Source organism: Nocardia sp. NPDC055165 (assembly GCF_053606985.1).
Genome location: NZ_JBSGSS010000020.1, coordinates 12,972 through 26,320 on the forward strand (window position 1 = coordinate 12,972; position 13,349 = coordinate 26,320).

Annotated in this window: 10 protein-coding genes; 7 read left to right on the forward strand and 3 right to left on the reverse strand. The window is 67.5% G+C overall.

Features of this window, described 5'->3' with window-relative positions; translation table 11 throughout:
- Nucleotides 1-5: 5 nt before the first annotated feature.
- Both ACWFRF_RS30775 and ACWFRF_RS30780 read right to left on the reverse strand, forming a co-directional pair.
- The gene (locus ACWFRF_RS30775; protein WP_378994263.1) at nt 6-443 is read right to left on the reverse strand and encodes a GtrA family protein; all 438 of its coding nucleotides are present in this window, start codon (nt 441-443) and stop codon (nt 6-8) included.
- The gene (locus tag ACWFRF_RS30780; protein WP_452453621.1) at nt 440-2,635 is read right to left on the reverse strand and encodes a hypothetical protein; all 2,196 of its coding nucleotides are present in this window, start codon (nt 2,633-2,635) and stop codon (nt 440-442) included. The genes ACWFRF_RS30775 and ACWFRF_RS30780 overlap by 4 nt, the downstream gene beginning before the upstream one ends.
- Nucleotides 2,636-2,901: 266 nt before the next feature.
- On the opposite strand from ACWFRF_RS30780, the gene ACWFRF_RS30785 reads away from it, so the two are divergent.
- Together ACWFRF_RS30785 and rffA are read left to right on the forward strand one after the other, a co-directional pair.
- Complete coding sequence (locus ACWFRF_RS30785; RefSeq protein WP_378994259.1) at nt 2,902-3,942, forward strand: glycosyltransferase; 1,041 nt, start codon at nt 2,902-2,904, stop codon at nt 3,940-3,942.
- Nucleotides 3,939-5,075, forward strand: a complete 1,137-nt coding sequence (rffA, locus tag ACWFRF_RS30790; protein ID WP_378994257.1) for a dTDP-4-amino-4,6-dideoxygalactose transaminase — start codon at nt 3,939-3,941, stop codon at nt 5,073-5,075. Before ACWFRF_RS30785 ends, rffA begins: the two co-directional genes overlap by 4 nt.
- A gap of 78 nt (nt 5,076-5,153) precedes the next feature.
- Here rffA and ACWFRF_RS30795 read toward each other — a convergent pair whose 3' ends face one another.
- Nucleotides 5,154-8,111 carry an AMP-binding protein gene (locus ACWFRF_RS30795; protein ID WP_452453623.1) on the reverse strand — a complete coding sequence of 986 codons (2,958 nt, stop codon included), beginning with the start codon at nt 8,109-8,111 and terminating at the stop codon, nt 5,154-5,156.
- Between the two features lie 569 nt (nt 8,112-8,680).
- Between ACWFRF_RS30795 and ACWFRF_RS30800 the strand changes: the two genes are divergently transcribed.
- From ACWFRF_RS30800 to ACWFRF_RS30820, 5 genes are all read left to right on the forward strand, one after another.
- Entirely contained in the window at nt 8,681-10,087 is a 1,407-nt protein-coding gene (locus ACWFRF_RS30800; protein ID WP_452453625.1) for a family 2B encapsulin nanocompartment shell protein, read from the forward strand.
- Between the two features lie 12 nt (nt 10,088-10,099).
- Nucleotides 10,100-11,377, forward strand: coding sequence for a family 2 encapsulin nanocompartment cargo protein terpene cyclase (locus ACWFRF_RS30805; protein ID WP_452453627.1), 1,278 nt, complete (start codon nt 10,100-10,102; stop codon nt 11,375-11,377).
- Nucleotides 11,374-12,246 carry a geranyl diphosphate 2-C-methyltransferase gene (locus ACWFRF_RS30810; RefSeq protein WP_452453629.1) on the forward strand — a complete coding sequence of 291 codons (873 nt, stop codon included), beginning with the start codon at nt 11,374-11,376 and terminating at the stop codon, nt 12,244-12,246. Before ACWFRF_RS30805 ends, ACWFRF_RS30810 begins: the two co-directional genes overlap by 4 nt.
- On the forward strand, nt 12,243-12,803 hold the full coding sequence (gene idi / locus ACWFRF_RS30815) for an isopentenyl-diphosphate Delta-isomerase (protein WP_452453630.1): 561 nt from the start codon (nt 12,243-12,245) through the stop codon (nt 12,801-12,803). Before ACWFRF_RS30810 ends, idi begins: the two co-directional genes overlap by 4 nt.
- A gap of 170 nt (nt 12,804-12,973) precedes the next feature.
- Nucleotides 12,974-13,345, forward strand: a complete 372-nt coding sequence (locus ACWFRF_RS30820) for a hypothetical protein (RefSeq protein WP_379314312.1) — start codon at nt 12,974-12,976, stop codon at nt 13,343-13,345.
- Nucleotides 13,346-13,349 lie beyond the last annotated feature (4 nt).

Consider the following 13,349-nt stretch of genomic DNA (forward strand, 5'->3'; position numbering starts at 1 on the left):
CTAACCTACCGCGCCCGGCGGAACGAGATGTAGCGGTGTCCGAAGAAGCTCACGACCGCCACCAGACCCATGACGATCACCGAGGCGGGGGCGGCGGGAAACCCGAGGCCGGTGACCGCCAGTTCCACCAGGATCACGTTGAGCACCAGACCACCGGCGTTGACCCCACAGAACGCGAGAAAGTCACGCAGGAGATGGCCGTGCACGCGGAACACCAGGGTGCGGTGCAGCACGAACGCGACGACCGTGCTCACCGCGTAGGCAGCGACAACGGCCAGACCGGGCCTGCCGTCGCCGAGCACCTGCAGCCAGAAAACGACGAGCGCCATGCCGAGCAGGGTGTTGAACCCGCCGACGATCGCGAACGCCAGCTCCTGACGTTTCACGATCCGCAGCAGCGGGCCGGGTGTCTCGAGCACGCCGCCCGCCGCCTCGGCGGTCATCGCACCGCGTTCGCGAGCGCGGTGTCGTCGGCGGCGATCGACTCCGCCGCCGGGGCGTCCAGCTCCTCGTCGTCGGGCTTACGCCCACGCACGTACAGCCACTGGAACACCGCGAGTCCGAGCAGCCCGAGGCCGATCGCGGCGCCGCCGATCTTCCAGCCCGGCGGACGCCAGGTCAGCTCGAGATCGCCGTTCTTCGTCCCGGCCGGAATGTCGACCGCGACGAAACTCTTCGCGACGACCTTGAACGGGATGTCCTTGCCGTCGAGGCTCACCCGGTAGCCCGGCCAGCCCAGACGCGCGAACACGACGCGGCCACCGGCCGCCGAGCTCACGGTGACCCGGCTCGTCGTATCGCTTTCCGAGGTCGAGACCGCGGTGGCGTTCTCGACCGCCGAGATCCGGCCGTTGCGGGTGGAGATCAGGCCGTCCGCACGTTCGAGGACCGAGATGTAGTTCTCGTGGCCGGGGTAGTCGACCCACTTCCACCCCTCGGGCGCGGGCTCGGTCCGCGCGGCCGGGTAGAGCGCGCGTTGCAGCACCACCCGGTCGATGTTCATCAGATCGACGACCGTTTTGCCCGTCGACGGCTCGACCGCGAACGCGCGGCGGTAGGCGTCGGGGCACACGCTGGTGTCCCAGCGCATGCAGAGCATGTCGCCGAACCAGAAGTGACCGTTCGGGGTGTAGCCGCTGACATAGGTGCGCTCGATGTCCTTGGCGTAGTTGCCGAACACCAGCGAGCCGTAGGCACCGTCGAGGGTGCGCTCCCCCGGTTGGATCAGCGCGCGATCGCCGAGCTGCAGCGTGGTCCCCGCGAATTCCGGGAACGCCGCGCGCGCCGCGGCCCGATCGCTGGGCAGATTCCAGCTCATCGGCGTCGGCTGTGCCCGTTCCACCTGGACATACGCGATCGGGGACACCGCGATGATCGCCAGCGCCACCGCCGCCGAGATCCCCTTGTTCACCGCCAGCCACACCAGCGCGGCCCCGAGCGCGGCGATGGCCAGCGCGGCGATCACATGCGCGATCCAGTTGTGTGGGTCGGCGGAGAACGACCGCACCCACAGCAGCCCGATCAGTACGGCCGCCGCGATACCCCGCGCACGCCAGTCCTTGAAGGTCGCGAACCGCCCGAGCAGCACGCACACCAGCAGCAGCAGACCCAGCGCCACCATCGGCAGCACGCGGGCGGGCCAGCGCAGCGGGCCGATCGTGCCGGGGCCGGCCGTCCACATCAGCGCAGCGATCGCGAACAGGCCGATGCCGCTGAGTTCGCGCCAGGCCGCGCGCGCCTTGCCCCAGTCGATGAACGCCAGGGCCGGAATGAGGAACCAGGCGATGTAGACCACCGGCAGCGGCTGGACGTAACCCCACCACGAGGTGAACGCGGGCAGGGTCGAGGGCAGGCTCGCGTTCAGCGATTCCGACCACGGCACCGTGAGGAACATGTCGTTGTTGATCTGAGCGGTGCCACGCCAGGTGACCTTCGCCGACAGCATGCTCGGCAGGTAGGTCGCCGCTCCGGCCAGCGCCGCCAAGCCGGCCACCATCAGCAGTTTCAGCGAAGGGCGCCAGGTCCGCTGGTAGATCAGCTCACCGACCGCGACCGCACCGATCATCAGACCGGCTTCCACCGCCGGGAAGATGTACTGCACCGAAATCGCCAGGTAGAGATACACGAACACGGGGATCGGCCCGCCGCGACCGCGCGAGTAGCGCACCCCCGACGCCCACGCGTGCACCATCCACGCGGTGCCGGTGAAGGCGGTCATCCAGCTGGCCTCGTCGAAGAACAGCAACCAGCCGGTGAACGGAATCGAGACCCCGGCCAGCGCCGCCCACTGCACCCGGGAGCCGTAGGCCAGGCAGATCCGGTAGACGCCGAGTCCGAGGACGATCGCGAAGATCAGCTTCACCACGGTCGCGTACAGCACCAGGTTGTCCACCGAGGGCGCGATGAGATCGATCAGCAGCTGCGGCGGATTCAGCAGCCCGGCTTCCTCGATCGAGTAGTTCCCGGCCATCCAGTGCTCGGGCACCATGACCGGCAGATCACCGTTGCGCAGCCGGTTGCCGAGCATCACCCACAGCGGGACGTACTGGGATTCGGTGTCGTCGGTATAGAAGTGCCGAACGTTGGCCAGGAGAACCGCACCATAGCCCGCGATCACTCCGAGGGAGGTGATCAAGCCCCAGATATAGACGGAACGACGGGACGGGGTTCTACTTTCCACCACGAGGACCAGACCCTACAGGCACACGGCCCGACTGGCACCGTCGCACAGCGGGATCGCTTCCACCGACGTGTCACGCGCCGGTGTTAAAGTGCGCACACTGCTGGGTCAATACCTCCGAAACACCGAAAGTGTCCGCGATGCCGATTCCGTCCGCACCTTTGTCCAGGCCCGACACTGTCGTGCGATCGGGCGCGCCCGATCGCAACGGATCGAGCCCGGTGCATTCGGTATCGGTGGTCGTCCCGGTGTATCGGGGCGAGGACACGATCGCGGCACTGGTCGCCGAGCTGGACCGGCTGACGGGCCCGAGTACGACCGCGGCGGGCGCCCGGTTCGCGGTCGAGGAGATCATCCTCGTGCACGACAACGGCCCCGACCGCTCCGATGTCGTCCTGCAGGAACTGGAAGGGTCCTTCCCGCAGGTGCGCGCGGTGTGGTTGAGCCGCAACTTCGGTCAGGACGCGGCGACGATCGCCGGTATGGCGGCGGCACAGGGCGACTGGATCGTCACGATGGACGAGGACGGTCAGCACGACCCCGCGTTCATCGCGGACTTCCTCGACGCGGCGCTGGCCTCGCGCGCGGACCTGGTCTATTCGAAACCGTCCAATACCCGCCCGCACGGCTTCCTGCGCAATCTCACCTCACGCGGCGCCAAGATCGTGCTCGCGACGGTGTTCGCGTTCCCGGATTCGACGCGCTTCGAGAGCTTCCGGCTGATCCGCGGCGACATCGGCCGCCAGCTCGCCGAGGTCGCGGCCAACGGGGTGTACCTGGACGTGGCGCTCACCTGGGTCGTCGGCAATACGGTCTCGGTGCCGGTGGTGCTGCGCGCCGAAGGGCGCGAGGAGTCCGGCTACAACTATCGCCGCCTGTTCTCCCTGTTCTGGAAGATGGTGCTGTGCAGCGGCACTCGCGGCCTGCGGCTGGTGAGCATGCTCGGGGTCACCCTCGCGCTGGCCGGGGTGATCATGGCCGCGGTGGTGATCGTGCAGGCGTTGACGCAGGACAACCACGATCCAGAGGGCTGGGCGTCGATCATCGTCGTGATGCTGCTGTGCTCGGGCGCGATGCTGTTCTCGCTCGGCCTGATCGCCGAGTATCTCGGTGTCGCACTGCACATCCTGGTCGGCAAGCCGCTCTACCTCACCGTGCAGACCCCGACACCGCGCCCGGATACGATGCATGCGCCGGCCGTGAACCATCGAGTCGACGCCGCGGTACCGGCAGCCGCGACGGAGAAGGGCCATCGCGCGTGAGCGACCGCATCATCTTCAGCAGGCCGTTCCGCGCTGCCGCTGAACGCCCCAATCTGATGACCGTGCTCGACTCCGATCACAGTCACGGCGACGGTCAGTTCACCAAGTCGGCGACGGCGAAGATCAAAGCCATCACCGGCGCCGATCACGCGCTGCTCACCACCTCCTGCACGCACGCGCTCGAATTGGGCGCGCTGCTGCTGGAGCTGGGTCCCGACGACGAGGTGATCGTCCCCAGTTTCGCGTTCACCTCCGCGGCCACCTCGATGGCCCTGCGTGGTTCCACCTGCGTGTTCGTCGACATCGACGAGTCCACCGGCAATATCGACCCCGCCGCCGCGGCCGCCGCGATCACCGACCGCACCAAGGCCATCGTGGTGATGCACTACGGCGGTGTCGCCGCCGACATGGAGCCGCTGCTCGCGCTGGCCGCCCAGCACGGCGTGGCGATCATCGAGGACAACGCACACGGTCTGGGCGGCACCTGGCGGGGCAGACAGCTCGGCACGATCGGCACCCTCGGCACACAGAGTTTCCACGACACGAAGAACGTGCACTGCGGTGAGGGCGGCGCGCTGCTGCTGTCGGACGAGATCCTGATGGGTCGCGCCGAGATCATGCGGGAGAAGGGCACCGACCGCGCTCGCTTCCTGCGCGGCCAGGTCGACAAGTACTCCTGGCAGGACATCGGTTCCAGCTACCTGCCCAGCGAGCTCAACGCCGCCGTGCTCGACGCCCAGCTGGCCGAGTTCGACACCATCCAGGCCAACCGCCACCGCGTGTGGGACACCTACGCGGCCGCGCTGCCCGACTGGGCGGCACGCAACGATGTGCGCCCGATGACGGTGCCCGCCGACGCGGGCCACACCGCGCACCTGTTCTACCTGCGGATGCCCAGCGAGGACAGCCGCGACGGCATCATCGCCCACCTCGCCGAACGCGGCATCGTCGCGCCGTTCCACTACATTCCGCTGGATTCGAGCCCCGCGGGCCTCAAGTACGGCCGTACCCCGGTGCCGTGCACGCGCTCGGCGAACTTCTCGGCGACGATCGTGCGTCTGCCGCTGTGGCCGTTGCTCAGCGAGGCTCAGCTCGGTCGCGTCGTCGACGCCGTCACCGAATACCAGGTGTAGCCGCAACGAACGAAGGCCGCCCGGTTTCTGCCGGGCGGCCTTTTCGTTGTGCGGTCAGCGGTTGGGTCGGGTCACCGGTCAGCTTCCGCCGAACAGCGTCGCCGCGGCGGCGTCGCTGAGTACCTCGTAAGCCTCGGTCTCCCGGTTGTAGATCCAGGTGCCCGGTCCCGCCTTGGGCAGGCCCGCGGCCTGGATCGCCGACGCCGAGGGGCGGAAGCTGGAGCTACGCGGGATCTCGGCGACGACGTAGACCAGGTCGGGACGCTGGGAAGCCTCCAGCCCGCGCATCGCCTCGGTGACATCGCCCGGTTCGATCCGGAATCCGTGACGCACGCTCAGCGCGGCCGCGGCGATGACCCCGGCCGCGGTCTTCAGCCCGAACGCGACTTCCATGTCGACCGGTGTGATGTCGTTGAGCATGTCCACGATCGGCTGGGTGAACACCGGGCCGCGCGCGGTGCGGATCACCGTGTCACGGCGATCGACCAGCCAGTAGTCACCGTCGCTGTCGCGGCGGAACAGATTCTCCGTCGGCCACCAGGCGTCACCGGCGCGGAACACACCGCGCAGCCCACCGTCGGAGATGTCGCCGCCGTCGACGGCCTTGCCGAGCAGCAGGCCGGGCTCGTTGTCGGCGCAACGGCGCGCGAATCCGTCGTCGCCGACGAGGATCTGCTCGCTGATCGGGTCGTAAGCGACCAGTTCCACCCGTGCGGTGCCGGGCACGGGCCTGCCTTTGGACCCGATCTTGGCGCCGGTGACATTCGCCAGCACCACATCACCGTCGATCGAGGCGTAGAACTCGAGCACCCTGGCCGGGTCGAACTGTTCGACCGTGCGCCGCCACAGTCCAGCGGGCATGCCGGAGCCGATGAACAAGCGGATCGGATGGTTGTGGCCCGCGGGGAAGACCTGGGCGTCGAGCAGATCGCGCAGCATGGTCCAGGTGTAGGTGACAACAGTGACGCCGTACCGGTGCACCTCTTCGGCGAAGCGACCCGGGTCCATGTCCACCGGCCTGGCCAGCGCGATCCGGCTGCCACCGGCGATCGCCCCACCGAGGCTCACCAACAGTCCCGACGAATGGTGCAGTGGCGCAAGGCAGTACACGGTGTCGCGACGGTCCAGATCGGCCGCGCTCGCGGTACCGAATGCCGACAGCGCCCAGCGATGGTTGGTGATGTACTTCGCCTCGAGGCGGTCGCCGGAGCCGAGCACGAGTACGAACGCGAGTTCGCGCGCCAGACCCGGGTTCGGCCGGTACCACGCGGGCACTCTGACCTTCGCCGGGTCGATCTGCTCCAGGTCGACCACCCGGTCGCTGGTGGCCACCGCGAGCGAACGACTGTCGCCGCCGCCGAGCACGAGCACCCTGGCGGCGGTCGCGGCGGCCGAACGCAGGTTCTCCGGGTCGGCGATCAACGTCTGCACGCCGGTCAGCTCGATGGCCCGGTCGAGTTCGGCGCCCGGCGCGAGCAGCACCGCGACAGCGCCGATCCGCGACAGCGCGGCCACCGAGGCCAGCGCACTCGGGCGCGTCTCCATCATGACGCCGACCCGCATCGCGGGCCGGATACCGACAGAGATCAGACCACGCACCACATTGTCGACGCGCTCCTCGACAGCGGCATTGGTGTGCACCCGGTCGTCGAAAAGCACCAGGTCCTTCTGCGGAGCGCGGGAGGCGTGCTCGCTGAGCAGCTTGCCGAGGGAGATACGGGTGTGCGGCTGGATCATCCCGAGCCGCGTCAGCCGCGGCAGCGCACGCGCCGCCTCGCCCGCCATCTCGATCGATCCTCGAATCGTATTGCCCGCGATGCCTTCCAACGCCTTGCCGACACCCGCGCCGGCCTCGGCCAGACCGGCGGCGGTGTGCACCATCCGGGTGGCAGCCGTGCGCGGCGCGTTGCTCGAGACGTGTTCCTGCATGGGGGTGATCTGCTCGGGCAGGGTCCCGTTGCCGTCCATCCAGGCGATCCAGTCGCGCACCATCGGCCAGGTGTGGTTGGTGGCCGTCGAGCCGGCGACGAGCCCGAAATGGCCTGCCACCAAACTCGCTTCGTATACCTCGGCATTGGGTGCGGCCCGCACGATGCCACGCACCGCGGCGGGCTGACCGATGTCGTCGACCTCGCCGACGAATGCCAGGATCGGGCACTTGAGCTCGGCGAGCGACACCGGGTGGTCGCGAATCACGAAGCCGCCGAGCATCATCCGGTTGTGGGCGACGAACTGCTTGAGCAGATCGGCCACGGCCGGACCCGAATACCCCACCCAGCCATCGCTGTTGAGGAATCGACGCTGACGTTCCTTGGGCAGCAACGCTTCCCGATCGTGCAATTGCAGCAGGAAGTCGATCCGCGACTTGGCGGTCTTCACCGGATCGAGCATCTGGAAACCGATGCGTACCATCGATTCGGTGATCGGCAGCCGGTGCATCACGTGGTCGGCGAGGAAATCGGCGACTTCGGAAACCAGACCGTAGGGCAGGCCGAACGGCATCCCGTTGACTATGTCGACAGGGCTGCCGAAGGTGACGATCGAGGCTACGCCCTTGCCGTAGCGATACGCGGTGGTCTGGTAGGCGAACATGCCGCCCTGGGAGTACCCCATCAAATGCAGCTGCGCGCCGGTGGCCTCACAGACGGTGTCGATGGCGGAGTTCACCGCGAGCACGTGGTCGGCCAGGTCGCGTTCCCAGCCGCCCTCCTCGGTCGCGGGTGAGCCGAAATCGATTACCCAGCAGTCGATTCCGCTCGCGTGCAGGATGCCGACCGCGCCGCCCGCCGCATTCACGTCCCAGATGTCGGCGTTCACCATCAACGGCGGCACCAGCAGCGCCACCGGACGCCCCGGCGTCGTATCGTCGGGGAAGTAATGTCGCAGCCGGTACATGCGTCGACGCTCGACGACCTCGAAAGGCGAGGACTCGACATCGTGTGACAATCCGCCGAAGCGGATCACCTCCAGCCCGTTCTGCGCGGTAGCCAGCAACCGCTGCACCGAACCGACCACACCTTTTGGACTGATATCCACCGTTCCCACCTGGCCCTACCTGCTCAAAGTGACACACCTCACACACCCCGATGTGCTCATATGAGCTTGCCACATCGGACCTCCATTATGTGTCGGCTGTGACAGGCCGCATGTTCCGGCGATTCGAGTCACATGCCCCGCTCACCGGCCGATCACACTGAGGTCACAACTCTCGTACGGTTCGCTGTCACGCCGAGATCGCCCGGGAACGGACAGCCCGGGGCGAGGTGGCCGCCGCGATGAGGCCGAGCATCAGCGCGCAGAACACATCGCCGGGCGATCCTCGGACACCCGTCTGTCCGCAATCGCCTCCCGCACAACGGTTCTCCCGGTCATCATCATGTTTTCCCGAATTTCCGGCGGGCGGCCACCGCAACCACCTACCATCGTAATCGTCCGGAACGTACTGACACGCATCAGATTTCGTGTAACACCGTTTCACACGCCCGGTTATCCGCGCAGGACCATTCGCTTCGCACCATTACCCACACCCGAGCCTGTCGCGCATTGTCGCGCCACACAGGTCGATCGGCCGTGCCGGTTTCCGTCCCGAGGTGAGGACATATCTCATGACCATCGAAATGCCGTTGCCCACAGACAATTCCGTGCGCAAGAGCCTGAGCACCACGGCTGCGCACAAGCTGACGCACACCACCAAATCCGAACCGCAGATGCAGGGCATCAGCTCGCGCTGGCTGTCACGCGCCCTGCCATGGGTGCAGGTCGCGGGCGGTATCTACCGGGTCAACCGCAGGCTCACCCACACCGTCGGCAACGGCGAAGTGGAATTCGTCGTCGACGGGTCACGGGCCAGGGTGATTCCGCAGGAACTCCGCGAGCTTCCGCCGCTGCGCCATATCGACGACGACGAACTCCTGCGCCCGCTCGCGGAAAAATTCGTGCAATACGACCTCGATCCGGGAACGGTGGTCGCCGAATTCGGTAATCCGATGGATCAGGTCATCCTCGTCGTGCACGGAAAACTCGCCCGGCTCGGCTCCGGTCAATACGGCGAGTCGACCAAACTCGGTCTGCTGTCCGGCGGCGACTACTACGGCGAGGAAATGCTCACCGAGCCTTCGGCGATCTGGCCGGACACAGTGAAGACGGTGACCAGAACCACCATTCTCTGCCTGCCGAGACAACAATTCGAGCAATTTCTCGAGCTGAACCCGGAGCTGGATCAGATCCGCGCCGAAGCGGCCCAGCGGTCGAGCCGGCTCCAGAACTCCAAGGGTGAAGCCGACATCGAGATCTCCTCCGGCCACTCCGGCGAACCGCTGCTCGAGGGCACTTTCGTCGACTACGACGCCAGTCCCCGCGAATACGAACTCAGTCTGGCCCAGAGCGTGCTGCGGGTCCACACCCGCGTCGCCGACCTGTTCAACGATCCGATGAACCAGGTCGACCAGCAGCTGCGGCTCACCGTCGAAGCGCTCTACGAGCGACGCGAGCACGACCTGGTGAACAATTCCGAGTTCGGGCTGCTGCACAACTGCGACCTCAAACAGCGCATCACCACCGAATCCGGCGCGCCGACCCCCGACGACATGGACGAGCTGCTCAGCATGCGGCGCGGCACCAAATTCTTTCTCGCACATCCGAAAGCGATCGCCGCGTTCGGTCGCGAGTGTTCGCGCCGCGGTCTGTATCCCGATCCCGTGGAGTACCAGGGGCACCGGGTGCCCGCTTGGCGCGGCGTCCCCCTGCTGCCGTGCGGCAAGATCCCGGTCAGCGACACCCAGACCACATCGATCATGGCGATGCGCATCGGTGAGAAGGATCAGGGCGTCGTTGGTCTGCATCAGACGGGCATTCCCGACGAATACGAGCCGAGCCTCAACGTCCGGTTCAAGCAGATCGACGACCAATCGATCATGTCGTACCTGGTGAGCTGCTATTACTCCGCGGCCGTCCTCGTTCCCGATGCGCTCGGCGTGCTGGACGACGTGCTCGTCGCGCGCCGCGCCGACTGATCGGCGCGGACCGTGTCCATCCTCACCAGGGTCGGCGCCCCGATCGCGGCAGGCGATCTGGCTGTCGCGGTGGCGGCCCTGTTGCACGGTGCCGCCGCCCCGGCCGACCTGTTCTCCGGCACCGCGACGCTCCCCCGACGCACACCCGATGCGGCCACCGGCTCGGTCACGCCGCGTCGTCTTCGCGGCCCGACCGGGATCGGCACTTCAGGCCTGCGATTGTTCCCGGCACAGAAATCGCCTGTCGCACCCCCTGCGGAGACGGCGAATTCCGCTGGGCAACAGCCGATTCCCGCTCTCTACTGCCCACCTCCCGAGCGCGATGACCCGGCGCTCGCCGAGGCCGTCAACGCGGGTCTGCTCGCCTGGGCCGCCGAGATCGGCCTCTACGAAGGCCGGCTCGACGAGCTCGCCAAGGCCGACTTCGGCCGGCTGATCATGCTCGCCCATCCCGATTGCGACGATCCCGACCGGCTGCTGGCCGCCGCACGCTGCGCGGTGGCGGAATGGTCGGTCGACGACTACTACTGCGAGGAGGACGCCCCTGGCGACACCGCACCCGACGGCACGCCGTCCAGCGCCGCCGCCGAACTCGGGCCGCGGCTCGAATTGGCCGCCGCCGCGATGGATCCGGCCCACCTGCCCACGCGATACGCACCCAGGCTGGAACAGGCCATGCAGGCCGACCCGATCCTGCGCGCGTTCCGCACCTCGTTCGCGCACCTGGCGGGGTACGCGAGCCCGGCGCAGCTGACCCGGTTACGCACCGAGATCGCGGGGTGGTTCATCGCGCTCGGCGCCGAAGCGGGCTGGCGCACCGCGGACCGGATGCCGCCGGTCTGGGAGTACCTGACCAACCGGCAGCCACACAGTTTCCTGCCGTGCATGGCACCGATCGACGCCGTCGGCGGCTACGAACTCACCGCCGCCGACTACGCCGACCCGGCGGTGCGGCGGGTGACCACCACCGCCGCGCTGGCCGCCCAGATGGTGAACGACCTGTATTCGATGGCGCGCGAGGACCTTTCGGGCGGCAGGGAGTTCAATCTGCCGACGGTCCTGGCCGCCGAGGAAGGCTGCAGCCGGGCCGATGCCGTGCTGCGCACCGCCCAGATCCACGACGAACTGATGCATCGCTTCGAACGGGAGGCGGCCCCCCTCGCCGCCTCGGGCTCACCCCAGCTGCGCCGCTTCCTGGCCGGGCTGTGGGCCTGGATGGGCGGCAGCCGCGCCTGGCACGCGGGCAGCCGCCGCTACCACGACATCGCACCAGGAGAGGACGACAGATGACCATCGTCAACACCCCCGACCGCTCGGTCCTGCGCACCACCTATCAGCGTTCGGTCGCCGCGTACTGGAACAACAATCCCAACGACGACCGGGTCAATACCGAACTGGGCAAGGTCGACGGCCTCTACCACCACCACTACGGCATCGGCGAACCCGATTGGTCGGTGCTGGAAGGCCCCGAGAAGACCCGGCAGGAACGGATCGTGCGCGAACTGCACCGCCTCGAGACGGCCCAGGCCGACTATCTGCTCGACAACCTCGGCGCCATCACCCCCGACGACCGGCTGATCGACGGCGGCTCGGGCCGCGGCGGCACGAGTTTCATGGCCGCCGATCGTTTCGGCTGCCATGTCGACGGCGTCAGCATCTCCGAGTACCAAGTCGGCTTCGCCAACGATCAGGCCGAGGCCCGCGGCGTGACCGAGCGGGTCGGGTTCCACTTCCGCAACATGCTCGACACCGGCTTCGTCGACGAGTCGGCGCGGGCCATCTGGACCAACGAAACCACCATGTACGTCGACCTTTTCGATCTCTTCGACGAATTCGCTCGCGTGCTCCAACCGGGTGGGCGCTACGTGTGCATCACCGGCTGCTCCAACGATGTCACCGGCGGCCGGTCCGCCTCGGTCAGCTGGATCGACGCGCACTACGGCTGCATGATCCATCCGCGCAGCGAGTACTTCCGCGCACTGTCCGACAGCGGCCTCGTCCCCACCACGGTCGTCGACCTCACGCCCGACACCATCCCGTATTGGGAGTTGCGCACCCATTCCGAGCTCGCCACCGGCGTCGAGCAGCCGTTCCTCACCGCCTACCGCGAGGGCAGCTTCCAATACCTGATGATCGTCGCCGATAAGGTGGCCAGGTGACCGAGAAGCTCGCCGACCCGTCGACCGACCGCGAAACCATGCTCGTCGAGTTGGTCGACGAATCAGGCGCGGCGATCGGAGCGTGCTCGGTGGCCGATGCCCATCGGCCACCGGGCACGCTCCACCGCGCCTTCTCCGTGCTGCTGTTCGACTCGCACGGACACGTCCTGCTCCAGCAGCGCGCGGCGGTGAAGACCCGGTTCCCGCTGCAGTGGGCAAACACCTGCTGTGGGCATCCGCTGCCGGGTCAGAGCGTTGTCGAGGCCGCCGCGATCCGGTTGCGCGAGGAGTTCGGGATGGCGGCCGAGCTCACGAAGGTCGGCGTGTTCACCTATCTCGCCGGCGACGAGAAGACCGGCCGTGTCGAGCACGAGTACGACCACGTCTTGATCGGTGTGGTCGGCGACGTGCCGCCGCGGCCGGACTCGGCCGAGATCGCCCGCTGGGCGTGGATCCCCCCGCAGGAGGTGCGTGCGGATCTGGCGGCGAACCCCGGCAAGTTCACGCCGTGGCTGTCCCAGGTGCTCGAGATCGCCGACCAGGCACACGAGCGCTGACCCGGCTGTCCCTGTTTTCTTTCTCGTCTCGGGTGCCCCCGTGGCGATCAACCGGTTAGATGCGCATATCTATATTTGTAGATGGTTCCGAGTTCCTTGGGGAACTCACAGGCTCACCACAGTCCGTGACCAGGCCGCCCGGCGAAACTGGACATCGAACGGTCCGCACGATGGCGAGTGAGGTAGCGATGGTCGAGGTCGAGATCAACGACGACACGGTGACGGTCAATGTGCTCGGTGGGCATCGCCTGCTCGCCCTGCGCCAGCAGGTCGTGATCGACCGCGCCGCGATCACCGAGATCGCCACCGCCGAAGTGGACCTGCGGCCCCCGTGGGTCCGCGCGCCCGGCACCTTCATCCCCGGCGTGATCGCCGCGGGCGTCTACCGAGGCAAGGGCCGCAAAGAGTTCTGGGACACCACTTTCGGCGGCAGCGCCGTGCGGATCGACCTGGACGGGCCGGACTTCACCCGTCTGGTCGTCGACGTCGACGATCTCACCGCGGTGCTGAACGCGCTGAGCACCGAGACCGCCGGCGTCTGAGCGG

Bases quoted from the DNA above. Each gene is read 5' to 3' on its own strand.
- ACWFRF_RS30775 (WP_378994263.1), bottom strand. From the start codon at position 443: ATGACCGCCGAGGCGGCGGGCGGCGTGCTCGAGACACCCGGCCCGCTG.
- ACWFRF_RS30820 (WP_379314312.1), top strand. From the start codon at position 12,974: ATGGCGAGTGAGGTAGCGATGGTCGAGGTCGAGATCAACGACGACACG.
- ACWFRF_RS30810 (WP_452453629.1), top strand. From the start codon at position 11,374: ATGACCATCGTCAACACCCCCGACCGCTCGGTCCTGCGCACCACCTAT.
- ACWFRF_RS30800 (WP_452453625.1), top strand. From the start codon at position 8,681: ATGACCATCGAAATGCCGTTGCCCACAGACAATTCCGTGCGCAAGAGC.